This is a genomic window from Acidovorax soli, from assembly GCF_900107605.1.
Lineage (GTDB): Bacteria > Pseudomonadota > Gammaproteobacteria > Burkholderiales > Burkholderiaceae_C > Acidovorax > Acidovorax soli.
Window position 1 is genome coordinate 50071 of sequence record NZ_FNQJ01000011.1, and the last position, 22445, is coordinate 72515.

Sequence of the window (22445 nt, forward strand, 5' to 3'; positions counted from 1 at the left end):
GCGTCTCAGGGGGTGCCTTCCCTTCCGCCCTGCGACAATTGCGGGCATGAGCACCACCTTCGCCCCCCTCACCAACGACACCTTCCTGCGCGCCTGCCGCCGCCAGGCCACCGACTACACCCCCCTGTGGCTGATGCGCCAGGCGGGCCGCTACCTGCCTGAATACAAGGCCACGCGCGCCCAGGCGGGCAGCTTCATGGGCCTGGCGATGAACGTGGACTTCGCCACCGAGGTCACGCTGCAGCCTTTGGCCCGCTTCCCGCTCGACGCCGCCATCCTGTTCAGCGACATCCTCACCGTGCCCGACGCCATGGGCCTGGGCCTGTCGTTCGCCGAGGGCGAGGGCCCGCGCTTCGCCAAGTCGGTGCGCGACGAGGCTGCCGTGGCCGAACTCGCCGTGCCCGACCTGGACAAGCTGCGCTATGTGTTCGACGCCGTCACCAGCATCCGCAAGGCCCTGAATGGGCGGGTTCCGCTGATCGGCTTCTCTGGCAGCCCCTGGACGCTGGCCTGCTACATGGTCGAGGGCAAGGGATCGGACGACTACCGCCTGGTCAAGACGCTGATGTACAGCCGCCCCGACCTGATGCACCGCATCCTGGCCGTGAACGCCGACGCCGTGGCGGCCTACCTCAACGCCCAGATCGATGCGGGTGCCCAGGCCGTGATGATTTTCGACAGCTGGGGCGGCGTGCTGGCCGACGGCGCCTTCCAGCAATTCAGCCTGGAATACACCCGGCGCGTGCTGGCGCAGCTCCAGCGCACGGGCGTGGACGGGCAGGACGTACCGCGCATCGTCTTCACCAAGGGCGGCGGCATCTGGCTGGACGACATGAAAGACATCGACTGCGAGGTGCTGGGCCTGGACTGGACGGCCAACCTGGGCAAGGCGCGTGCCACCGTCGGTGGCCAGGTGGGTGGCCCCGGCAAGGCGCTGCAGGGCAATATCGACCCCAATGTGCTGTTTGCGCCCCCCGCGCAGATCGTCACCCAGGTGCACGCCGTGCTCGACAGCTTTGGCAAGCCGCACACCGACCGCAGCACCACCGGCCCCACGCACATCTTCAACCTGGGCCACGGCATCAGCCAGTTCACCCCGCCCGAGCATGTGGCGGCGCTGGTCGAGGCGGTGCACAGCCATTCGCGTGCGCAGCGCCAGGGTTGATGGCCCCACCGCTGGCTGTGGCATTCCTGCCATGGTTATGCACACAACGGGTGCAGCCACCGGGGCCACTGCATGGGCCCCGCACCTGCGCTAAAGAATCTGTGGGAATTCGGCAAAACGATTCTAAGTGGTTGATTTTGAACGATTGAGCACTTTTGCTCTTTTTGTAAGCAAATCAACCAGAGTGCGTTATTTCAAGGACTTGCGCGCCAAATCCCCGAGATATCAACAAAGTTATCCACAGAAATCATGAATTTCCTGGAAATTCCCCATGAAATCAAGCACTTGCACGCCAAATTGAAGAAAACCTTGAAGAACACCCACCCAGGGCTAGCACAAATCGGGGGCGTTTCCCCCACTTGACGTCCCCGGCCCGTACCACTTATGCACACTTTCCGTGGTGCGGCGCAGCAAAATGGCGGCGGCACGCGCTAGCACAAAATTTGCACCAGAATTTCTTCAGACGATTGATTCATAAGGATTTTTTGCCCATGCCTTTTTTCCGGGCAATCTGTCCCAAGCCAGTATTCATGCGGCTTGGCAGTGCTTCCGGGCAGGATGTCAACAAAGTTATCCACAGAAATCCGGGATGACCTGGCGAACCCCGTCAAATCAAGCACTTAGCCGCCCAATCTCCACACGGCATCCACAAGCCGCTGCAACCCCGCACTTTTCCGTGTCCTCACCCTCCTGCATCGTCCACATCGCCCTGCAGACGCCTGCGCACAGCGGTGTGGGCGATTTGCTGAGCTACGCCAGTGAGCGCCCGCTCGCGCCCGGCACGCTGGTGCGCGTGCCGTTGGGCAGCCGCGAGGTGCTGGGCGTGGTGTGGGATGCCGACGAAGCCACCGGCGAGCTGCCCGATGGCGCCACCCTGCGGCCGATTGCCGGGGTGCTCGACGGCGTGGCGCCGCTGGATTTGCCCTGGCGCCGCCTGGTGGCATTTGCCGCGCGCTACTACCAGCGCGCCCTGGGCGAGGTGGCACTGGCCGCCCTGCCCCCGCAGCTGCGCGACCTGCGGCCCGAGCAGCTGGCGCGCCGCCTGCGCCGCCCCGGCACGGCATCGGAGGTTTCACAAGATGCTATTCAAAACATAGCACTCACCACCGAGCAGGAAATTGCAAGAGGCCGAATTGCCTCGGAAAATGGTCCTTTCCTGCTGTTTGGCAGCACCGGCAGCGGCAAGACCGAGGTCTACCTGCGCTGCGTGCAGGAGATGCTGGAGGCCGACCCGACCGCCCAGGCGCTGGTGATGGTGCCCGAGATCAACCTCACACCGCAGCTCGAAGAACGCTTCGTGGGCCGCTTTGCCCCGCGCTTCGGCCCCGGCGCCGTGGTCTCGCTGCACAGTGGCATGACGAACCCCCAGCGCCTGAAAAGCTGGCTGGCCGCCCACAGCGGCAGCGCGCGCATCGTGCTGGGCACACGCATGGCGGTGTTCGCCAGCCTGCCGGGGTTGCAGCTCATCGTGGTGGATGAAGAACACGACCCCAGCTACAAGCAGCAGGAGGGCGCCCGCTATTCGGCGCGCGACCTGGCCATCTGGCGCGGGCGCGAGCAGGGCGCCAAGGTGCTGCTGGGCTCGGCCACGCCCTCGCTGGAGAGCTGGCATGCCAGCGACCCCGCCGTGGGCCGCTACCTGCGGCTGGAAATGCCCAGCCGCATCGGCGCGGGTGCCCTGGCCCGCGTGCGCCGCGTGGACATGAACCAGCAGCCCCGGCGCACCGTCTTCAGCGCCCCGCTGCTGCAGGCCATCACCGAGCGCGTGGCGCGCGGCGAGCAAAGCATGGTGCTGCTCAACCGCCGCGGCTACGCCCCCGTGCTGCACTGCGTGGACTGCGGCTGGAAGAGCGACTGCCCGCACTGCAGCGCGCACCAGGTGTTCCACAAGACCGACCGCACCCTGCGCTGTCACCACTGTGGCTACACGGTGCGCGTGCCGTTTCACTGCCCCACCTGCGGCAGCCCCGACATCCACCCCATGGGCCGGGGCACCGAGCAGCTCGAAGAACAGCTCGGCGCCCTGCTGCGCAACGTGCAGCGCCCCGACGGCAACCCGGCCCGCATCGCACGCATCGACGCCGACACCACCAAGGCCAAGGGCGCGCTGGAGGCGCAGCTGGCGCAGGTGCATGCGGGCGAGGTGGACGTGCTGGTGGGCACGCAGATGATCGCCAAGGGCCACGACTTTCGCCGCATCACGCTGGTGGCCGCCGTGCAACCCGACGGCGCGCTGTTCAGCAGCGACTTCCGCGCAGCCGAGCGGCTGTTTGCGCTGCTGATGCAGGCGGCAGGCCGCGCCGGGCGCGACGCCGCCTACATGGCCGCCCAGGGCACGCAGTGCGAGATGTGGGTGCAGAGTTTTCACCCCCAGCACCCGGTGTTCGAGGCGCTGCGCACGCACGACTACCCCGCCTTTGCCGCCCGGCAGCTCAAGGAGCGCGAAGAGGCCGCCATGCCACCGTTCTCTTACCAGGCACTGGTGCGGGCCGATGCGCGCACGCAGGAGGTGGCGCAGGGCTTTCTGACGGCTGCCACCGCCGCAGCCCACGCCGCACAACTGCCCGGTTTGCCCGACGGTACGGTCATCCTGTTCCCGCCCGTGCCGCTCACGATCCAGCGAGTGGCCAATGTGGAACGCGCCCAGATGCTGATGGAAAGCCACAGCCGCGCCACCCTGCAGCGTTTTCTGGCCGCGTGGCAGCCGGTGCTGCAGGCCACGCGCAGCCAGCCCGAGCACAAGGGACTGATCCGCTGGCTGGTGGACGTGGACCCGCTGGCGATCTAGAGCGCGTCGTCGTGCAGGTGGGTCTGCAGGATCTGCCGGAAGCTGGCCATGGCGGGCGCTGTGGTGCGGCCCGCCAGCGTGATGACGGCGTAGCGGGCGCCGGCGCGCATGTCCGGATGCATGGGCAGCGCGACCAGCCGGCCCGCATCCAGCCCCGCGCGGGCAGCCGCGCGCACGCCCAGGAACACGGCATCCGACTGCTCCACGGTCGCCAGCAAGGCGGACACGTCGTCGCACTCCAGCCGCACCATCTCCGACGGATGGGCCTGCAGCCCGAACTGGTCCACCATCAGCCGGATCACTTCGTCCGACAGCGGCGTGCAGGCCACGGGGTAAGCCAGCACCTGCGCCAGTGTCACACGCGCAGCACCCGCCAGCGGATGGCCGGAGCGCACGATGAAATCGGCGCGCTGCTCGGCCAGCGCCTCGATCTGCAGGTCGGGCGCGGGCACCACGCGGCGCAGGTCCACCACCAGCGCATCGCACTGCCGGTTGCGCAGCTGCATTACCAGCAGCTCCGCCGGCCCATGGGTGACCGAAACGCGCAGGCCCGGGTGGTCACGCGCGACCGTTGTCAGCAGCGGCACGGTAAGCAGCGCGGCAGGGCCCGAGCCCAGCCCCACGCTGATGCGTCCCAGGTCACCCTGCTGCAGCAGGCGAGCGCTGTCGCGCAAGGCTTCCAGGTCACGCAGGATGGGCCGCGCGCGGGCCACGACCTCCTGCCCCAGCGGGGTGAGGGTGTTGCGCTTGCCCAGGCGGTCCAGCACCGGGCCACCGAGTTCAAGCTCCAGCCCCTGGATGCTGCGGCTGAGCGCCGACTGGGTGATGAACAGGCGCGCCGCCGCGCGGCTGAACGATCCCGTATCGGCAACGGCCAGCAAATGTTCCAGGTGGCGCAGGTTCATGCGATATATGAGTTCAACGAATGGTTTTCAGAAAAATAATACATTGGACGCATAGCGTTGCACTCCCTAGGATGCGCTTACAACCATCGATACGGAGACATACCATGCCCTCTTCCTCCTCCCGCCTGGCGCGCCGGACGGCCGCCCTGGTCGCAGGCCTGCTGCTGAGCGCGGGCGCCCTCGCACAAACCTACCCCGCCAAGCCCGTCACGCTGATGGTGCCCTATCCGGCCGGCGGGGTTTCAGACGTGATCGCCCGCACGGTGAACAACACGCTGGGCAAACAGCTGGGCCAGCCGGTCATCGTGGAAAACCTCGGGGGTGCCAGCGGCTCCATCGCAGCGCAGAAGGTGCTGAGCCAGCCCTCGGACGGCCACATGATCTTTCAGGGCTCGCCCAACGAGCTGATCCTGGCGCCGCTGGCCATCTCGGCCATCAAGTTCAAGAGCGAGGATTTCCGCCTGGTGAACATGATCGCGACCGCGCAGATCGGCTTCCTCACCCGTGGCGACCTGCCGGTGAACAGCATCGACGAGTTCGTGGAATACGCCCGCAAGCAGGCCCAGCAGGGCCGCCCCATCACCTACGCCAGCGTGGGCCCGGGTTCGTTCTACCACCTGCTGGGCGAGCACCTGTCCAAGGTCACCGGCATCCCGATGGTGCATGTGCCGTACAAGGGCGGCGCCCCGGCCGAGCAGGACCTGATTTCCGGCCAGGTGGACATCTTCCTGTCGCCCTTTGCCACCAAGCACGTCGATCTGCGCAAGGCCGGCCGCATCAAGGTGCTGGCGCTGCTGAACTCCGCCCGCCTCGATACCGCCAAGGACATCCCCGCCATCACCGAGAGCAAGGCCCTCAAGGACTTCACCTTCAACATCTGGACCGGCTACTTCGTCAAGCGCGACACGCCCGAGGCCGTGGTCGCCACCCTGCACAAGGCCATCGCCGGTACGCTCACCGAGCCCACCGTGCGCGCCAATCTCGAGGCCGCCAGCCAGACGCCAGCGCCGACGCTTTCCGTCGCAGAGGCCGCCAAGGCCTACACCGACGGCACGGCGCAGTTCCGTGCGATTGCCAAGTCCATCAACCTTCAAGCGCAGTAAACCCATGGACCGTGCGATTCCCGAGGCCTTGCTCGCGCAGGCCGACACCTTTGTGGCGCTGCGGCGCGACCTGCACCGCCACCCCGAGCTGGGATTCCAGGAACTGCGCACCAGCGCCCTGGTGGCCGAAAAGCTCACGCAGTGGGGCTATGCCGTGACGCGCGGCCTGGGCGGCACCGGCGTGGTGGGCCAGCTGCGCCGCGGCGCCGGCACCCGCCGCCTGGGCCTGCGCGCCGACATGGACGCGCTGCCCATCACCGAAGCCACGGGCCTGCCCCATGCCAGTTGCCACGCCGGCCTGATGCATGCCTGCGGCCACGACGGCCACACCGCCATGCTGCTGGCCGCAGCGCACCACCTGGCGCACCACGGGCAGTTCAGCGGCACGCTCAACCTCATCTTCCAGCCCGCCGAGGAAGGCCTGGGCGGCGCCCGCAAGATGATGGACGACGGCCTGTTCCAGCGCTTTCCGTGCGACGCACTCTTTGCCATGCACAACATGCCCGGCCACCCGCCAGGGCACCTGCTGTTTCGCACCGGGGCCTTCATGGCGTCCAGCGAAAACATCACCATCACGCTGCACGGCGTGGGCGGGCACGGCGCCATGCCGCACCACAGCGCCGACCCGGTGGTGGCGGGCTCGGCCATCGTGCTGGGCCTGCAGAGCATTGTGGCGCGCAACGTGCCGCCCCTGCAGATGGCGGTGATCACCGTGGGCGCGTTCCAGGCGGGCGAGGCCAACAACGTGATTCCACAGACGGCCACGCTCAAGCTCAGCGTGCGCTCGCTGGACCGCGGCGTGCGCGAACTGCTCAACCGCCGCATCCGTGAGCTGGTGGAAGCCCAGGCGCAGAGCTATGGCGTGCGGGCCGAGGTGGACTTCCGCGGTGGCTACCCGGTGCTGGTCAACACCCCGGCCGAGACCGAGTTTGCGCGCCAGGTGGGCCGCGAACTGGTGGGCGACGCGCAGGTAACCGAGCAGGCCGAGCCCCTGACCGGCAGCGAGGACTTTGCCTTCATGCTGGAAGACGTGCCCGGCAGCTACCTGTTGATCGGCAACGGCGACGCAGCCACCGGCGGCCATGGCGCCTGCATGGTGCACAACCCGGGCTACGACTTCGAGGACCGCAACATCGCGGTGGGCAGCGCCTACTGGGTGCGGCTGGCCGAACGCTACCTCGTTGATCCGACCTGAACGCTGAACGCACCGACGCGCGCATGCCGTGAATGGCAACGATTTTTGAGGCACCTGGACTTGAATCCGCCCCAATCGCATTCACACCAGCAGCGCAACGGCACCCGAGAAGCTCAGAAACGCCAGCGCCGTGGACACCAGGATGATCCGTGCGATGCGGCCGTTGTGGGCGCCGAAGCGCTCAGCCAGCAGCGAGACATTGCTGGCGCTGGGCAGGGCGGCCAGCAGCACCAGCACGGTGAGCGCAAACGGCGACAGCGGCACGCCCAGCGCGATGGCTGTCCGGCCCACGCCCCACACCAGCAGCGGGTGCAGCAGCAGCTTGGCCAGGGCAATGGGCACATAGTCGCGCAGCGGTACCTGCTCGTGCTGGTTCATCTGCGAGCGCGCCAGCACGGCGCCGATGGTGAACAGCGCCACGGGCGAGGCGGCATCGGCCAGCATGGCCACGGTTTTTTCCACCGGGCCGGGCAAGCTGAACTGCAGGGCCGATGCCAGCGCGCCCAGCGCAATCGACCAGGGCATGGGGTTGGTGGCCATGCCCCTGAAGGCATTCTTCAGCGCCACGCCCACGCCGTGGGTGCCCGCGCCGTCCAGCCGCGACAGCGCAATGCACAGCGAGCTGGTGATGACCATGTCCATCACGAGGGTGACGATGACCGGGCCCGCGCTTTGCGCCCCCAGCAGTGCCACCAGCAGGGGCGCACCCATGAAGCCGGTGTTGGGGAAAGCCGCCACCAGGGCGCCAAAGGCGGCGTCATTCCAGCCGATGCGCGCGTTACGGGTGAGTGCCACCGTGCCGCCCACCATGACCAGCGCGCACAGCAGGTACACGCCCGCCACGGCCGGGTCCAGCAGTTGCCCGATAGGGGTGCTGGCCCCGAAGCGGTACAACATGCAGGGCAGCGCGAAATACAGCACGAAGGCGTTGAGCCCCGGGATGGCGGGCTGCGGCAGCACGCCGCTGCGCGCGGCCAGATAGCCACAGAGCACGAGCGCAAAGAAAGGAAAGGTAACAAGCAGAACAGACAGCACGGCGGGGATTCTCGCAGGCGCAGGCTTTGCCGGTACCGCTTCGCCATGTGAAATTTATTGCACCCCACCGCCACCGCGCCGGGCGGGCCATGCCCACCCCAGGCTCTGTATCATTGCGCGCTCTGCGTCGTCCGCCCCCTGCACTTTCCGCGCTTTTCCCCGTCTTCCCCTCGCCCCCTCCATGTCCGCCGGACTCAATCTCGCCCAGCTTCAGGCTGTCCATTACACCGAAGGCCCCTGCCTAGTGCTGGCCGGCGCGGGCTCGGGCAAGACGCGGGTGATCACGCACAAGATCGCCCACATGATCGAGCGCGGCACGGAGCCCCGGCGCATTGCCGCCATCACCTTCACCAACAAGGCCGCTGCCGAAATGCGCGAACGGGCCAAGGGCCTCATCGGCCGCCGGGCCAAGGATGTGCTGGTGTGCACCTTCCACGCCCTGGGCGTGCGCATGGTGCGCGAGGACGGCGCCGTGCTGGGCCTCAAGCCCCAGTTCAGCATCATGGATGCCGACGACGTGGCCGGCATTCTGAAAGACGCCGCCGGCGGCACCACCGACCTGGCCACGGCGCGCCAGTGGCAGTGGACCATCAGCAAGTGGAAGAACATGGGGCTCGATGCCGCGCAGGCCCTGGCCCAGGCGGCCGACGACAACGAGCGCAGCATTGCCGTGGTGATGGCGCGCTACGAAGAGCGCCTGGCGGCCTACCAGAGCGTGGACTTCGACGACCTGATCGGCATGCCGCTCAGGCTGCTGCGCGACTTCCCGGAGGTGCGCGCCAAGTGGCAGGCGGCCCTGGCCCATGTGCTGGTCGATGAGTACCAGGACACCAATGCCACGCAGTACGAGCTGCTCAAGCTGCTGGTGGGCGAACGCGGCCATTTCACGGCCGTGGGCGACGATGACCAATCCATCTACGGCTGGCGCGGCGCCACGCTCGACAACCTCCGGAAACTGCCGCTGGACTACCCCGCGCTCCAGGTCATCAAGCTGGAGCAGAACTACCGCTCCACCAGCGCCATCCTGCGCGCGGCCAACAACGTGATCGGGCCCAACCCCAAGCTGTTTCCCAAGACGCTGTTCAGCGAACTGGGCGAGGGTGAACCCGTGCGCGTGGTCGATGCCGACACCGAGGAGCACGAGGCCGACCGCGCCGTGGCCCGCATCCAGAGCCTGCGCGCCGCTGCCAACCCGCCGCCGGACTGGAAGAGCTTTGCCATCCTGTACCGCGCCAACCACCAGGCCAAGCCGTTCGAGAAGGCGCTGCGCAAGGCCAGCATTCCGTACAAGGTGTCGGGCGGCACGAGCTTTTTCGACCGCGCCGAGATCAAGGACCTGTGCGCCTGGTTTCGCCTGTGGATCAACAACGACGACGACCCGGCATTTCTGCGCGCCATCGGCAGCCCCAAGCGCGGCATCGGCCACACCACGCTGGCGGCCCTGGGAGCGTTTGCCACGCAGCACAAGCAGAGCATGTTCGGTGCACTGTTCAACGGCATGCTGCCGGCGGCCGTGCCCAAGCGTGCGCTCGATGGCCTGCACGAGTTCGGCCGCTACATCAACGACCTGGAGCACCGCGCCCGCCACACGCACGGCGCCGAGAATGCGCGCACCTTCCTGACCGAATGGCTCCAGGAAATCGGCTACGAGCAGCACCTGTACGACGGCGAAGACAGCGAAAAGGTGGCCGCCGCCCGCTGGAGCAACGTGCTGGAGTTCTGCGACTGGATGGCCCAGCGCGCGGGCGGCCAGATCGACGACACGGCAGGCGCCATGGTGGCCAAGGAGACGAAAAGCCTGCTGGAGGTGTCGCAGACCATTGCGCTGCTGTCCACCATCAGCGAGCGCGAGCAGGAGCAGGACATGGTCACGCTGTCGACCCTGCACGCCAGCAAGGGGCTGGAGTGGCCCCATGTGGTGCTGGTCGGCGTGACCGAGGGCATGCTGCCCTTCAAGCTCGACGACGACGAAGGCCGCCAGCTGAAGGTGGCCGACGACACCCTGCAGCGCCTGCAGGAAGAGCGCCGCCTGATGTATGTGGGCATCACCCGCGCCCAGCGCACGCTGGCCGTGAGCTGGACCAAAAAACGCAAGAAGGGCCGCGAGATGGTGGCCGCGCGGCCCAGCCGCTTCATTTCAGAGATGGGCCTGGACAAAGCCACCACGCGCGAAGACCCGCGCGAAAAGCTCAAGGCCTTGCGCGCCGAATTTGCCGCCAAGGCACAGGCCGCCAGTGCGGCGCCCAGCGCATGACACCACGCACCCCGAACTCCAGGGCATGGCCCGCACTCTGGCTAGCGATTGCTTACATTTTGATAGCAATAAGCTCTTCTCCTACAAGCGCTGCAAGCCAAAGTGATCCACAATCCACCACCGCTTGCCCGGCTGCGGTTGACCTGAATCATCAACACCTGCAAGGCCGCTGGCACGCCACGCTGCAGCCCGCCGCACCCGATGCAGCGCCAGCACCCGCCACCACGGCCGTGCTGCAGTTGGGTCCCCATCCCGAGCTGGCCGAGAGCGTGCGCGGCACCGTGCAGCGCGGCGACGCCAGTGCATTGCTCAGCGGCGATGTGGATGCGGGCGAGCTGGCCTTGGAAGAATCGATCAACGGCACCAACATCAGCGCCACCTGGACCGGCCAGGTGGTCGATGGCAGTTGTGGCCAGGAAATACGCGGAACATGGAACAACGTCCACCCCACCCTCTCTCTTGCTTTCGTGCTGCGCAAGCAGCCGGGCTGGCAATGAGCGCGCGCCACGGCACCGCCCTGGTGCTGGCGCTGCTGGCGCCAGCCGGGGCCGCCCTGGCCCAGACCGGATCCGCTGCCACTAGCGCAAACGCCTCCGCGCCCGCCAGCGCCGACAACGCCTGGCGCCGCTGCGCGGCCCTGGACAACGACCACCAGGCCCGCCTGGCCTGCTTCGACCAGTGGGCCGGCCAACAGGCCTGGCAGGCGCCCGCGGCATCGGCTGCGGCCAGCACAGAGGACGCCGCCGACCCTGCGGCGGTGCCGCTGCCGGTGGACACCCGGCTGCCGGCCACGCGCATCATCGATGTGGCCCAGACCGAAGGCTGCCGCGACACGCAGTACAGCGACCTCTCGCGCTTCTGGGAACTGGAGTCGGGCAGCAACTGCGGCACCTTCGGCTTTCGCGGCTACCGGCCGCTGTCGGTGTCGGTGGTGGCAAGCAGCAACGTGAACCGCCAGCCCAGCTCGGACGCCGATGGCCGCACCGCGACAGAGTCCACCCCCTACCATCGCACCGAAAACCGCATCCAGCTGTCGGTGCGCACCAAGATCGCCCAGGGCATGCTCACCCAGGGCCACCCCACGCTCAAGGATTCGCTGTGGTTTGGCTACACGCAGCAGTCGTACTGGCAGCTGTTCAGCCCCGGCATCTCGCGCCCCTTCCGCACCACCGACCATGAGCCGGAGGTGATGTATGTCTACCCCACCGACGCCCGGCTGCCCTTTGGCTGGCGCTGGCGCTACAGCGGCGCCGGACTGGTGCACCAGTCCAACGGCCAGAGCAACCCCTTGTCGCGCAGCTGGAACCGCGTCTACCTCATGACCGGCATGGAGCTGGACAACCGCTGGCACATCCAGGCGCGCATCTGGAAACGCCTGTCCGAAAACAGCCCCGACGACGACAACCCCGGCATCAGCGACTACATCGGCCGGGGCGAGGTGAAGGCATTCTGGAACCTGGACAAGGACAACACCCTGGGCGCCACGCTGCGCCACTCGCTGTCCAGCAGCGGGCGCGGCTCGGCCCGGCTGGAATGGCTGCAAACCCTGGGCTTCGGCCTGGGCAGCAGCAAGAGCAACCTGCGCCTGCACACCCAGCTGTTCAGCGGCTACGGCGACAGCATGATCGACTACAACAGGAAGCGCACGGTATTCAGCCTGGGGCTGAGCCTGGTGGACTTCTAGCGTACATCCCCAGTCGTGGGCCCACAACACGCGCCGGCGCCTGCGTGCGGCGGGCGCCCAAGACAGGGCCAATGGCATCGCGGCGGTATCAGGCCCGCTGCCGGTGGACGGACCCAAGCAATGCCTGCGGGTGAACGGCTACATGCGGCGCATGTTCAAGCGCCTGGCCAGCCGCCACCACCCACCAGGGCCGCCGCGAGCGGCCCTTGCCGCCTCTGCAGCTCAGGTGGCAAGGTCTGCAGCACCCTCTGCGTCGTCTTCCTGCTCCGGCACCTCCGGGTGCTTCACGATGGTCACCGGCACCGGGCTGGCATGGGCCAGTTCCTGCGACACCGATCCCAGCAGCGCGCTGCTGATGGCCCCCTGGCCGCGCGCACCGATGACGACCATGTCGCAGCCCGAGCTTTCGATGATGTCCACCAGCACATGCGCCGGGTCGCCCACGCCCACGGCGGTTTCGCAGGCCAGGCCGGCCGCCTGCAGCAACGCGCGGGCCGGGGCCATCAGGTGCTCGCCCGCCTCGATGCTGGCGGCGGCGATCAGGTCGGGGTCGCGCGACACCACCAGCTCGTACAGCGACGCGGGCTCTTGCACATTGGCCAGCACCACGCTGGCGCGCAGGCCGTCCTGCACCAGCCGCAGCGCATGGTGCACGGCATCCAGCGACAGGGCCGAACCATCCACGGCAATCAGAATCTTGAGCATGGCAAGCACTCCTTTTTATTGAACCATCCGGGCCAGTGTAGCGGCGCCCTGGCGGGGCGCGGCGCGCGCAGGGGGAGATGGCCCATCTGGGACAATCGCGCCCATGCTCCAGTTTGACCTTCTCAAAACCGACCCTACCAGCCACGCCCGCCGCGGCCAGCTCACGCTCAACCACGGCGTGGTGCAAACCCCCATCTTCATGCCCGTGGGCACCTATGGCACCGTCAAGGGCGTCATGCCGCAAAGCCTGCACGACATGGGCGCGCAGATCATCCTGGGCAACACCTTCCACCTGTGGATGCGCCCCGGCCAGGAGGTCATGCAAAGCTTTGGCGGCCTGCATGCCTTTGAAAAATGGGACAAACCCATCCTCACCGACTCGGGGGGCTTCCAGGTCTGGAGCCTGGGCGCCATGCGCAAGATCACCGAAGAGGGCGTGCACTTTGCGTCTCCCGTCAACGGCGACAAGCTCTTCATGTCGCCCGAGGTGAGCATGCAGATCCAGACCACGCTCAACAGCGACATCGTGATGCAGCTCGACGAATGCACGCCGTATGAAACCAAGGGGCATCTGACCACCGAGGCCGAGGCGCGCAAGAGCATGGAGATGAGCCTGCGCTGGGCCCAGCGCAGCAAAGACGAATTTGCGCGCCTGAACAACCCCAATGCCCTGTTTGGCATCGTGCAGGGCGGCATGTACGAGAACCTGCGCGCCGAGTCGCTGGAGCGCCTGGTGGAGATGGATTTCCCCGGCTACGCCGTGGGCGGCGTGAGCGTGGGTGAGCCCAAGGACGAGATGCTGCGCATCATGGCGCACACGCCGCATCTGCTGCCCGCCCACAAGCCGCGCTACCTGATGGGCGTGGGCACGCCCGAAGACCTGGTCGAGGGCGTGGCGCAGGGCGTGGACATGTTCGACTGCGTGATGCCCACGCGCAATGCGCGCAACGGCACGCTGTTCACGCGCTTTGGCGACCTGAAAATCCGCAATGCCCGCCACAAGACCGACCACCAGCCGCTCGACACCACCTGCAGCTGCCACGCCTGCGCCGGCAGTGCGGGCGTTCCGTGGAACGAAGGCGGGCGCGCGGGTTTCAGCCGCGCCTACCTGCACCACCTGGACCGCTGCGGCGAAATGCTCGGCCCCATGCTCACCACCATCCACAACCTGCACTACTACCTGAACCTGATGCGCGAGGTGCGCGCGGCGCTGGAGGCCGGGCAGTTTGCGCAGTTCCGGGCGCAGTTCAAGACAGACCGCGCGCGGGGGGTGTGAGGATGCCAAGCACGCGGCTGCAGCGCGCGCTTGGTCAATTGCTGTTTTTCATATAGCTGCACGCGCTTACCCCACAAGCGCCAGAGCCACTTTTCACCCTGATTTCACCGCAGCACTGTTGCCAATGCTCCCCAAAAAAAATCTGCCACACGCTGGTGGCAGGTGCCCGCTGGGGCGCACGGCGATGTGCGCCGGCGCGGATCAGTCGCGCAGATCGGGTGGCAGGGTACCGCCGTTGGCGGCGATGCTGCGCATCACCTGCTTGTGCAGCCAGATGTTCCAGGCGGCCGAGCCGGGTTCGTCGCTGCCGCTGTACAGCAGTTCGCCGGCCAGCTCCTTGCGCGCGGACAGGCTGCTGTCCAGACCCAGCAGCTTGAGCAGATCGACGATGGAGGTGCGCCAGTTCAGCCCGCTGGCGCCCGGCATGGCATCCAGGATGGGGGCCACGTCGCCCAGCGGGATGGACGCCGGCGCGGCAGGTGCAGCAGGCGCGCCAGCAGCGGCCGGGGCTGGCGGCGCAACGACGACCTCGGCGGCGTTGGCCGACGGGAAGATTTTGGAAAAGATGTTGGAAAAGAAACCCATGGCTGTGCTCCCAAGATGGCGTTGAGGATGGTGTAACCGGCGGCACCCGGGGTGAAACCCCGAACACCGCCGGCCTTTGTATCACGCGGATGTGGCAGGCGCAGGTGCTGCAGGCATGGCAAAGGCGCGCAAACGCACTCTTGCGCGTACGGCAATGGCCGCAGTGCGGGCAAAAATCGATCTTGTCGTTTTCAGGTCCCCCGGGCGCTTGCAGCCTGTGCACACGCTTTTGGCCAGGCGTGCCAGGGACCGTCGTAGCCCGGCTCCTTGCGGCGCTCGGCGTTGCGCTTTTCGTAGCCGGCGGCTTCAAGCTTGCCCAGCCGCGCCTGCGCGGCCTCCGCAACCTGTTTTCATCAAGATTCCAATCCACCAATACCCTGCTGGACCATGCTTCGCAGCAGCCCTGGCACCGGGGTACTATGGGGGAGGAACTTTCCCTCTTGAACAGGGCCCCAACCCCTCTCCTTCGGATCAGCGGGATGAAATCATGATGTGGCGAAATTTTCGACCTCTCGCGTGGGCGGGAGTGGCCGCCGTGGCGTTGGGCGCGAGCAGCCTGGCGTGGGCGGATAGGGACGGGCGCGGCCATGGGCACCGGGGTGGGCGGGTCGGTATCGGCCTTTACCTGGGGCCGGGTTACCTGGGGCCGGGCTTCGGTTATCCGATGTACCGCCCTGCCTACCCTTACCCCTACTATTACCCCGAGCCGTACCCTGCGCCAGCGGTGATTGCAGTGCCTGCAGAGCCGCCCGTGTACATCGAGCGCGGCAACGAAGGCACGGGCTACAACGGGGGCGCCGATGGGCAGCAGCCACAGGGCTACTGGTACCGCTGCAACCAGCCCGATGGCTACTACCCCTATGTCACCCAATGCCCGGGCGGCTGGCTGCAGGTGCCGGCGCAACCGCCAGCGAACTGAGGGGCGCAAGGCACACCCTGGCGCACGGCCGATATTCCATTTCCACTCGGAGAAAGCATGATGAGAGTCCTTTCCCTCACCGCTGTGCCGCTGCTGGCACTGACCCTGGCCGCCTGCACGGTGATGCCCACCGGCCCCAGCGTGACGGTGCTGCCCGGCAGCACCAAGAGCTTCGAGCAATTCCGGTATGACGACGTCAACTGCCGGCAATACGCACACATGCAGATCGGCGGCGCCACTGACGCGGCCAACCAGGGCGCGGTGGGCAGCGCGGTGGTGGGCACGGCGGTCGGGGCCCTGGCGGGCGCCGCGCTCGGCGGCAACCACGAAGGTGCGGCGGTGGGCGCTGGCATGGGCCTGCTGATGGGCTCGTCGGTCGGTGCCAGCAATGCCCAGTCCAGCGCCCATGGTGGCCAGCGGGGCTACGACAGTGCCTACGTGCAATGCATGTATGCCCGCGACCACCAGGTTCCGGTGTACGGCCGCATGCTCACCAGCCCGGGCGCCATGGGGCCGGGCTACGGCACGCCCATGCCGCCGCCTCCGCCCGGCTATTGGCGGCGCTAGCCGGTCAGGCCGCCAGCAGGCGTGCCACATGCGCGCGCAGCAGTTCGGGCTGCGCCTGGGCGGGCGCCACGGCGGCGCCCACATTCAACCCCACCCGGTTGAACAAACCGCGCCGGAACGGCCGCACCATCGCGTCGCCCTGTTCGATGCGGCTGAAATACGAGCCCCACAGGTTGGTCAGCGCCATGGGAATCACCGGCGCCTCGATGCCGTCTTGCCGCGCGCGCTCGATGATCTTCATGATGCCGCCCTTGAACGCTTGCAACTGCCCGTCGCGGGTGATGCCGCCCTCGGGAAAGATGGCCAGCAGGTCGCCTGCACGCAGCACCTGGGCGGCTCGCTCGAAAGCGGCCTCGTACACGCGTGGGTCTTCCTTTTGCGGTGCGATCGGAATCGCCTTGGCCAGGCGGAACAGCCAGCCCAGCACCGGCACGCGGAAGATGCGGTGGTCCATCACGAAGCAGATCGGGCGCGGGCTGGCAGCCATGAGCAGCACGGCATCGACAAAGCTCACATGGTTGCAGGCCAGGATGGCGGCGCCGGTGGTGGGCAGATGCTCATCGCCCTGCACCTTGAAGCGATAGACGAAACGCGAGAGCACCCAGGCCACGAAGCGCAGCAGGTATTCGGGCACCAGCAGGAAGATATAGAACGCCACCACGGCGTTGGCGATGGCCGTGAACAGAAAGACCTGCGGCACCGTGAACCCCGCACCCAGCAGCGCGCCCGCGATGACCGCGCTGGCGATCATGAACAGCGCATTGAGGATGTTGTTGGCCGCGATGATGCGCGCGCGGTGCGTGGGCTGGCTGCGCATCTGGATCAGCGCATACATGGGCACGCTGTACAGGCCGGCAAACAGGCTGAGCAGCGCCAGGTCGGCCATCACGCGCCAGTGCGCGGGCTGGACGAGAAAGGCGGCGAGCTGCATGACCTCGGAGGCCGGAAGGCTGCGCGAGGCAAAGTACAGATCGATGGCAAACACACTCATGCCGATGGCCCCGAGCGGCACCAGGCCGATCTCGACATGGCGGCGCGACAGCACCTCGCACAGCAGCGCACCGGTGCCGATGCCAATGGAAAACACCACCAGCAGCAGCGAAGCCACCTGCTCGTTGCCGTGCAGCACCTCCTTGGCAAAGCTGGGGAACTGGCTGAGGAAAACGGCGCCGAAGAACCACATCCAGCTGATGCCCAGCAGCGAGCGGAACACCACGATGTTCTCGTGCGCCAGTTTCAGGTTGCGCCAGGTTTCGGTGAAGGGGTTCCAGTGGATGGCGAGGCCCGGGTCGGTGGCGGGCGCGGAGGGGATGAACTGCGCCACGGCACGCCCCAGCAGCGCCAGCACCACGCAGGCCACGGCCACGGTGGTGTGGCCGATGCCAGGCAAGGCCACCAGCAGGCCGCCGGCCACGTTGCCCAGCAAGATGGCCACGAAGGTGCCCATCTCGACCATGCCATTGCCGCCCGTGAGCTCGCGCTCGCTGAGCACCTGGGGCAGGTAGGCGAACTTGACCGGCCCGAACAGCGTGGAGTGCACGCCCATCAAAAAGGTGCACAGCAACAGCACCGGCACATTGCCCGCCATGAACCCGCCCGACGCCACCAGCATGATGGCGATCTCCAGGCTCTTCACGAAGCGGATCATGCGCGTCTTGTCGTATTTGTCGGCGAGCTGCCCCGACGTGGCCGAGAACAGCAAAAACGGCAGGATGAACAGCGCCCCGATCACCAGCCCCGCCATCGCGGGCGGCAGCCACGACACGCTGAGCTGGTAGGTGACCATCACCGTGAAGGCGAACTTGAACAGGTTGTCGTTGGCCGCACCGGAGAACTGCGTCCAGAAGAACGGCGCAAAGCGGCGCTGGCGCAGCAGGGCGAACTGGTTGGGGTCTGCGTGCGCCGCATCTCTCTTTTCATCCGCCATGCAGACTGCTCCTTTGTGTTGCCGTAGCCTGCAATTTTGCACAGCCTCCATGACACACACCCTGCGCTGGCACAGGCTTGCAAGGTGCGCGCGTGGTGGCACGCGGATACACCACTTCACAACACTTCGCACAGCGCCTATGTGCGCTTGACACAGCGCCCCAATGATCAAGGCTCCCGGTTCCGCACGGAATCATTTCTGAGGAGTACACCATGGCACGCAATGCCCTCGCCGCCGCTTCCATCGCCCTGCTGTCGCTGAGCGCCCTGACGGCGGCGCACGCACAGGTCGGCGCCACCGTCATCATCCAGTCCGGCAGCCCCCAGTACCAGCGCCCCGCGCCGGCCCTGGTGCAATACCAGGCACCGCCGCCTCCGCGCCATGAGGCCGCGCCCCGCCCCCGGCGCGGCATGGCGTGGGTGCCCGGCCACTGGGAATGGCGCGGCCACCGCCATGTATGGATGGCGGGCTACTGGGTGAAGGCACGTCCCGGCTACCACTACCGCGAGCCCCGCTGGGCCGAGCATGACGGCCGCTGGGCCATGCAGCGCGGCGGCTGGGACCGTGACCGGGACGGTGCAGCCAACCGCTACGACCGGTACGACCGCGATGGCGATGGCGTGCCCAACCGCCACGACCGCCAGCCCGACAACCCGCGCCGCAACTGATCTTGCGGCGCAGGCGGCCCCCCTGCGGTTTCCCCGGGGGGTCATTCCTTTCCCAAATCATTCGTGTCGAAGAACCCGTTCAAGATCTTTTCGGGGTCGCACAAGCACCTTGCCCAAAGGGTTGGAGTGAAATCGGGCGATGGCACGCCCCGGCTGCTTGCATGGGCACGAGCGAAGCCGCAGACAGTGCTGCAGCACGGCAAGGCGAAGCAACGACGACACGGAGGGTTTGGAAAAGGAATCAGACCAGGTGCAGCTCGGCGTGGCCCAGGCCCGGGAAGTCGGCCACCACCACCGTGCCCGGCGCCACCAGCACGGTGCCGGTGCACGAGCCCGTGGTCACCCACTGGCCCGCACGCAGGCCGCCCAGGCTGCGCGCGCCCTCGTTGGCCAGCCACACCAGCAGCCGCAGCGGGTCGCCCGCCGGGTTGCCCCAGGCGGCGTGCTGCACGGCCACCGTGCCGTTGACGGACAGATGCACCGGCTGCACCAGGGGCTGGACCGCAGCCACGTCGGCCGACCCCGAACCCACCACCAATGCGCCATGGCAGGCCTGGTCGGCCAGGCGGCTGAACTCGCCCTGCTGGGCCCAGGCGGCAAAGCGCGTGTCGCACACCTCGATGGCGGCGCGCACCGACGCCATGGCCGCCAGCACCTCGGCCGGGCTGTAGGGCGCGGTGCGCTCGGGCAGGTCGGCACCCAGCTCGTACACCAGCTCAGCCTCGACCCCCATCACGGCAAAGCCTGCGGCAGGCAAATGCACGGCCTGCCCGGTTGGCGCTACCGCCACCGAATCGCGGGTGAGCGCCGCGCGCGCGGGCAGCGCCTGGGGCGATGCGGCGCCCACCTTCCAGCCAGCGATCTCGCCGCGCTCGCGCACCACGGCGTCCTGCACGGCATAGGCCTGGGCCGCATTGCACGGGCGCAGCGCAGCGGGCAGATCGAGCGGCCGGGGCATGCGCCCCTGGCGCGCCATGGTGAGCAAGGCCGCGCTGGCAAAGGGATCAAAGGCGGTATCGGGCATGGCAGGCATCCTGGGGATAAAGCTTGGCGGATTATGGCGAGGCACCAGTTTCTGCGCCCGTCCAGCATCAGCAACGATTGCCATCCATTAGCGCACACAGCCCCCTTTTGCGCCGCAGTGCCGCCTAGAATCGGCCTCGCAGGAGAGTCAGCGGCACCGTCCGCTTCACCGAAGGCGCAAACTCCCATACACGCTCAGGTTCCGTACTGCACCATTCAACAAAGCCGTCTGGAGAGCCGCCACGACCTACACGCGTGGCGCACCGAAGGAGCAAACCACGCGCCATGCCGGCGATTGCGGTGAATCTCTCAGGTACCAAGGACAGGGGGAGCGGCAGCTTGGCAGACGCGCCGGCTGCACGCTATTGAAGCAATAGCTGCTACCGCACGCCTGTCAAGTGCCAGAGCCCAGAAAGGCTTTGAAAATCATGCGCGTGATCGTTTTAGGTGCCGGCCTGCTCGGCGTGACTTCGGCGTATTTCCTGCAACAACTCGGCCACGAGGTCACGGTGATCGACCGCCAGGGCACACCCGGTGCCGAGACCAGTTTTGCCAACGGTGGCCAGATCTCGGTGAGCCATGCCGAGCCCTGGGCCAACCCCAGCGCGCCGCTCAAGGTGCTGCAATGGCTGGGCCAGGAAGATGCACCGCTCTTGTTCCGCCTGCGTGCCGACATGCGCCAGTGGCTGTGGGGCCTGCAGTTCTTGCGCAACTGCACCCCGGCGCGCACGCGCCACAACATCGAGCAGATCGTGCGCCTGGGCACCTACAGCCGCAGCGTGCTGCAGCAGCTGCGCGCGGCCACCGGCATCGCGTACGACCAGCGCACACAGGGCATCCTGCACTTCTATACCAACGCCAAGGAGTTCGACGGCGCGCTGGCCCCGGCCGAGCAGATGCGCCAGCTCGGCTGCGAGCGCCAGGTCATCAGCGCCGACGAGGCCGTGCGCATCGAGCCAGCCCTCGCCCACATCCGCCCGCAACTGGCCGGCGCCACCTACACGGCCGAGGACGAGTCGGGCGATGCCAACCAGTTCACCCGCGAACTGGCCCGGCTGTGCGCGGCGGCGGGCGTGCAATTCCGCATGGGCCACCACATCACGGCGCTGCGCGAGGCCGGTGGCCATATCGACCATGTGGAGCTGACCAATGCCGAGGGCCGCTTCGAGCGCGTGCGCGGCGACGCCTTCGTGCTGGCCATGGGCTCGTTCAGCCCGCTGCTGGCGCAGCCGCTGGGCATTCGCCTGCCCATCTACCCAGCCAAGGGCTATTCGGTGACCATGCCGGTCAAGAACGCGTCGATGGCCCACGCGGTGAGCCTGACGGACGACGAATTCAAGCTGGTGTTCTCGCGCTACACCAGCGCGCAGGGAGACCGTTTGCGCATTGCCGGCACGGCAGAATTGAACGGCTATGACCGCAACCTGAACCCGATGCGCTGCGAGGCCATCGTGCGCCGCGTGGAGCAGCTCTTCCCCGGCGCGGGCGACGCCAGCCAGGCCCAGTTCTGGACCGGCCTGCGCCCCGCCACACCCAGCAACGTGCCGCTGATCGGCAAGACCAAAGTGGCCAACCTGTTCCTCAACACCGGCCACGGCACACTGGGCTGGACGCATGCCTGCGGCTCGGGCAAGGCGCTGGCCCATATCGTGAGCGGGCTGGCACCCGAGGTGGACTTTGCTTTCACGGGCACGTCCGACCGCGCGGCACCGGGCCACAAGATGGCCGTGACCGCACCCAGCCAGCGGGCAGCGAACAACGCCTGAAAGGCGGAGGACCTTGGGCGCCTGCGGCACCTGTGCGCAACCGCAGGCACCCATCAAAAAGCCTGCGCTGCCCAGGGGCATACGCAGGCCATGCTATCGGCGTGCCAGCTGGCCGCGGGGAGTTTGGCCCCTGCCAACTGCCAGCCTCACCCAGCGTCAGTGGCCGCCGCCGAGGTAGGCAGCCTTCACGGCCGGGTCATCGCGCAGGCGCTCCGCCGGGCCTTGCACGGAAATGCGTCCGTTTTCCAGCACATAGCCGTAATCGGCTACCGCCAGGGCGGCTGCCGCAAATTGCTCCACCAGCAGCATGGTGACACCCTGCCCCTTGAGGCGCTCAATGATGCGGAAAACTTCCGCCACCAGAATGGGCGCAAGGCCCATGGAGGGCTCGTCGAGCAACACCACTTCCGGATTGAGCATGATGGCGCGGGCCATGGCCAGCATCTGCTGCTCACCGCCGGACAGCGTCCCAGCCAGCTGAGTGCGGCGCTCCTTGAGGCGCGGAAAAAGCTCCAGAGCCCGCTCCAGATCACCGGCCACATCCCCCCGGGGGCGGCTACCTGTCAGGCGGGGAAAAGCCCCCAGGGTGAGGTTGTCGGTCACCGTCATGGTGGCAAAAACGCGCCGCCCTTCCGGGGAGTGCGCCAGCCCCAGCTTGGCGATGGTGTAGGCCTCCTGGCCGTCAATGCGCTTGCCGTTGAGCGTGATCTGGCCCGCGGTCGGCGCGATCATGCCGCTCACCGCCCGCATGGTGGTGGTTTTGCCAGCGCCGTTGGAGCCGATCAGCGTCACGACCTTGCCCTTGGGCACTTCGATGGAGATGCCGTGAAGCACCTGTACCTTGCCGTAGCCGGCCGAAAGATTCTGGATGGTCAGCATG

The 22445-nt window shown here is 67.3% G+C and carries 19 protein-coding genes, 1 pseudogene and 1 riboswitch; of the genes and pseudogenes, 12 read left to right on the plus strand and 8 right to left on the minus strand.

Annotated features, from left to right (window positions below; genetic code table 11):
- The first annotated feature begins 46 nt into the window (after positions 1-46).
- Both hemE and priA read left to right on the plus strand, forming a co-directional pair.
- Positions 47-1165, plus strand: coding sequence for a uroporphyrinogen decarboxylase (hemE, locus tag BLW02_RS09675; protein ID WP_092698088.1), 1119 nt, complete (start codon positions 47-49; stop codon positions 1163-1165).
- A 676-nt stretch (positions 1166-1841) separates the two neighbouring features.
- On the plus strand, positions 1842-3953 hold the full coding sequence (gene priA, locus BLW02_RS09680; protein ID WP_092698089.1) for a replication restart helicase PriA: 2112 nt from the start codon (positions 1842-1844) through the stop codon (positions 3951-3953).
- Here priA and BLW02_RS09685 read toward each other — a convergent pair.
- On the minus strand, positions 3950-4858 hold the full coding sequence (locus BLW02_RS09685) for a LysR family transcriptional regulator (RefSeq protein ID WP_092698090.1): 909 nt from the start codon (positions 4856-4858) through the stop codon (positions 3950-3952). The genes priA and BLW02_RS09685 overlap by 4 nt on opposite strands.
- A gap of 104 nt (positions 4859-4962) precedes the next feature.
- On the opposite strand from BLW02_RS09685, the gene BLW02_RS09690 reads away from it, so the two are divergent.
- Together BLW02_RS09690 and BLW02_RS09695 are read left to right on the plus strand one after the other, a co-directional pair.
- A complete protein-coding gene (locus tag BLW02_RS09690; RefSeq protein WP_092698091.1) occupies positions 4963-5961 on the plus strand; it encodes a tripartite tricarboxylate transporter substrate binding protein in 999 nt (332 codons plus the stop codon).
- A 4-nt stretch (positions 5962-5965) separates the two neighbouring features.
- Positions 5966-7156 (plus strand): M20 aminoacylase family protein, encoded by a 1191-nt coding sequence (locus BLW02_RS09695; protein ID WP_092698092.1) that lies wholly within the window; start codon positions 5966-5968, stop codon positions 7154-7156.
- Positions 7157-7237: 81 nt separating this feature from the next.
- Here BLW02_RS09695 and BLW02_RS09700 read toward each other — a convergent pair whose 3' ends face one another.
- A complete protein-coding gene (locus BLW02_RS09700) occupies positions 7238-8191 on the minus strand; it encodes an AEC family transporter (protein WP_092698093.1) in 954 nt (317 codons plus the stop codon).
- Between the two features lie 181 nt (positions 8192-8372).
- On the opposite strand from BLW02_RS09700, the gene BLW02_RS09705 reads away from it, so the two are divergent.
- The 3 genes from BLW02_RS09705 (at position 8373) to BLW02_RS09715 (ending at position 12129) form a co-directional block, all read left to right on the plus strand.
- The gene (locus BLW02_RS09705; protein WP_092698094.1) at positions 8373-10445 is read left to right on the plus strand and encodes an ATP-dependent helicase; all 2073 of its coding nucleotides are present in this window, start codon (positions 8373-8375) and stop codon (positions 10443-10445) included.
- A gap of 230 nt (positions 10446-10675) precedes the next feature.
- On the plus strand, positions 10676-10942 hold the full coding sequence (locus BLW02_RS20190; protein ID WP_244273661.1) for a hypothetical protein: 267 nt from the start codon (positions 10676-10678) through the stop codon (positions 10940-10942).
- Positions 10939-12129: a phospholipase A gene (locus BLW02_RS09715; RefSeq protein WP_244273662.1), complete on the plus strand. Its 1191-nt coding sequence runs from the start codon at positions 10939-10941 to the stop codon at positions 12127-12129. Before BLW02_RS20190 ends, BLW02_RS09715 begins: the two co-directional genes overlap by 4 nt.
- 222 nt (positions 12130-12351) lie before the next feature.
- Here the strand turns inward: BLW02_RS09715 and BLW02_RS09720 are convergent, their stop codons facing one another.
- Positions 12352-12834 (minus strand): universal stress protein, encoded by a 483-nt coding sequence (locus tag BLW02_RS09720; protein ID WP_092698097.1) that lies wholly within the window; start codon positions 12832-12834, stop codon positions 12352-12354.
- 103 nt (positions 12835-12937) lie between these two features.
- Between BLW02_RS09720 and tgt the strand changes: the two genes are divergently transcribed.
- Positions 12938-14110: a tRNA guanosine(34) transglycosylase Tgt gene (tgt, locus tag BLW02_RS09725; RefSeq protein ID WP_092698098.1), complete on the plus strand. Its 1173-nt coding sequence runs from the start codon at positions 12938-12940 to the stop codon at positions 14108-14110.
- Positions 14111-14311: 201 nt separating this feature from the next.
- Here tgt and BLW02_RS09730 read toward each other — a convergent pair whose 3' ends face one another.
- Positions 14312-14695: a DUF3597 domain-containing protein gene (locus BLW02_RS09730; protein WP_092698099.1), complete on the minus strand. Its 384-nt coding sequence runs from the start codon at positions 14693-14695 to the stop codon at positions 14312-14314.
- A gap of 97 nt (positions 14696-14792) precedes the next feature.
- Positions 14793-14973: pseudogene (locus BLW02_RS20195) on the minus strand (serine endopeptidase); the annotation flags it as partial.
- A 209-nt stretch (positions 14974-15182) separates the two neighbouring features.
- On the opposite strand from BLW02_RS20195, the gene BLW02_RS09735 reads away from it, so the two are divergent.
- Positions 15183-15614 (plus strand): hypothetical protein, encoded by a 432-nt coding sequence (locus BLW02_RS09735; protein WP_208859715.1) that lies wholly within the window; start codon positions 15183-15185, stop codon positions 15612-15614.
- Between the two features lie 60 nt (positions 15615-15674).
- Positions 15675-16181, plus strand: coding sequence for a YMGG-like glycine zipper-containing protein (locus BLW02_RS09740; RefSeq protein ID WP_092698123.1), 507 nt, complete (start codon positions 15675-15677; stop codon positions 16179-16181).
- 4 nt (positions 16182-16185) lie between these two features.
- Here the strand turns inward: BLW02_RS09740 and BLW02_RS09745 are convergent, their stop codons facing one another.
- Positions 16186-18108, minus strand: coding sequence for an MFS transporter (locus BLW02_RS09745; RefSeq protein ID WP_092698101.1), 1923 nt, complete (start codon positions 18106-18108; stop codon positions 16186-16188).
- A 212-nt stretch (positions 18109-18320) separates the two neighbouring features.
- On the opposite strand from BLW02_RS09745, the gene BLW02_RS09750 reads away from it, so the two are divergent.
- The gene (locus BLW02_RS09750) at positions 18321-18776 is read left to right on the plus strand and encodes a YXWGXW repeat-containing protein (protein WP_092698102.1); all 456 of its coding nucleotides are present in this window, start codon (positions 18321-18323) and stop codon (positions 18774-18776) included.
- A 241-nt stretch (positions 18777-19017) separates the two neighbouring features.
- Here BLW02_RS09750 and BLW02_RS09755 read toward each other — a convergent pair whose 3' ends face one another.
- The gene (locus BLW02_RS09755) at positions 19018-19800 is read right to left on the minus strand and encodes a 2-keto-4-pentenoate hydratase (RefSeq protein ID WP_092698124.1); all 783 of its coding nucleotides are present in this window, start codon (positions 19798-19800) and stop codon (positions 19018-19020) included.
- A 218-nt stretch (positions 19801-20018) separates the two neighbouring features.
- Positions 20019-20135: riboswitch (glycine riboswitch) on the plus strand.
- A gap of 92 nt (positions 20136-20227) precedes the next feature.
- On the opposite strand from BLW02_RS09755, the gene BLW02_RS09760 reads away from it, so the two are divergent.
- The gene (locus tag BLW02_RS09760; protein ID WP_244273663.1) at positions 20228-21565 is read left to right on the plus strand and encodes a D-amino acid dehydrogenase; all 1338 of its coding nucleotides are present in this window, start codon (positions 20228-20230) and stop codon (positions 21563-21565) included.
- Positions 21566-21721: 156 nt separating this feature from the next.
- Here the strand turns inward: BLW02_RS09760 and BLW02_RS09765 are convergent, their stop codons facing one another.
- Positions 21722-22444 (minus strand): ABC transporter ATP-binding protein, encoded by a 723-nt coding sequence (locus tag BLW02_RS09765; protein ID WP_026435298.1) that lies wholly within the window; start codon positions 22442-22444, stop codon positions 21722-21724.
- Position 22445 lies beyond the last annotated feature (1 nt).

What these genes read in the sequence shown, in the direction of transcription:
- hemE (WP_092698088.1), top strand. Translation starts at nt 47, where the DNA reads ATGAGCACCACCTTCGCCCCCCTCACCAACGACACCTTCCTGCGCGCC.
- BLW02_RS09685 (WP_092698090.1), bottom strand. Translation starts at nt 4,858, where the DNA reads ATGAACCTGCGCCACCTGGAACATTTGCTGGCCGTTGCCGATACGGGA.
- BLW02_RS09690 (WP_092698091.1), top strand. Translation starts at nt 4,963, where the DNA reads ATGCCCTCTTCCTCCTCCCGCCTGGCGCGCCGGACGGCCGCCCTGGTC.
- BLW02_RS09695 (WP_092698092.1), top strand. Translation starts at nt 5,966, where the DNA reads ATGGACCGTGCGATTCCCGAGGCCTTGCTCGCGCAGGCCGACACCTTT.
- BLW02_RS09705 (WP_092698094.1), top strand. Translation starts at nt 8,373, where the DNA reads ATGTCCGCCGGACTCAATCTCGCCCAGCTTCAGGCTGTCCATTACACC.
- BLW02_RS09715 (WP_244273662.1), top strand. Translation starts at nt 10,939, where the DNA reads ATGAGCGCGCGCCACGGCACCGCCCTGGTGCTGGCGCTGCTGGCGCCA.
- BLW02_RS09720 (WP_092698097.1), bottom strand. Translation starts at nt 12,834, where the DNA reads ATGCTCAAGATTCTGATTGCCGTGGATGGTTCGGCCCTGTCGCTGGAT.
- tgt (WP_092698098.1), top strand. Translation starts at nt 12,938, where the DNA reads ATGCTCCAGTTTGACCTTCTCAAAACCGACCCTACCAGCCACGCCCGC.
- BLW02_RS09730 (WP_092698099.1), bottom strand. Translation starts at nt 14,695, where the DNA reads ATGGGTTTCTTTTCCAACATCTTTTCCAAAATCTTCCCGTCGGCCAAC.
- BLW02_RS09735 (WP_208859715.1), top strand. Translation starts at nt 15,183, where the DNA reads ATGATGTGGCGAAATTTTCGACCTCTCGCGTGGGCGGGAGTGGCCGCC.
- BLW02_RS09740 (WP_092698123.1), top strand. Translation starts at nt 15,675, where the DNA reads ATGAGAGTCCTTTCCCTCACCGCTGTGCCGCTGCTGGCACTGACCCTG.
- BLW02_RS09745 (WP_092698101.1), bottom strand. Translation starts at nt 18,108, where the DNA reads ATGGCGGATGAAAAGAGAGATGCGGCGCACGCAGACCCCAACCAGTTC.
- BLW02_RS09750 (WP_092698102.1), top strand. Translation starts at nt 18,321, where the DNA reads ATGGCACGCAATGCCCTCGCCGCCGCTTCCATCGCCCTGCTGTCGCTG.
- BLW02_RS09755 (WP_092698124.1), bottom strand. Translation starts at nt 19,800, where the DNA reads ATGCCCGATACCGCCTTTGATCCCTTTGCCAGCGCGGCCTTGCTCACC.
- BLW02_RS09760 (WP_244273663.1), top strand. Translation starts at nt 20,228, where the DNA reads ATGCGCGTGATCGTTTTAGGTGCCGGCCTGCTCGGCGTGACTTCGGCG.
- BLW02_RS09765 (WP_026435298.1), bottom strand. Translation starts at nt 22,444, where the DNA reads ATGCTGACCATCCAGAATCTTTCGGCCGGCTACGGCAAGGTACAGGTG.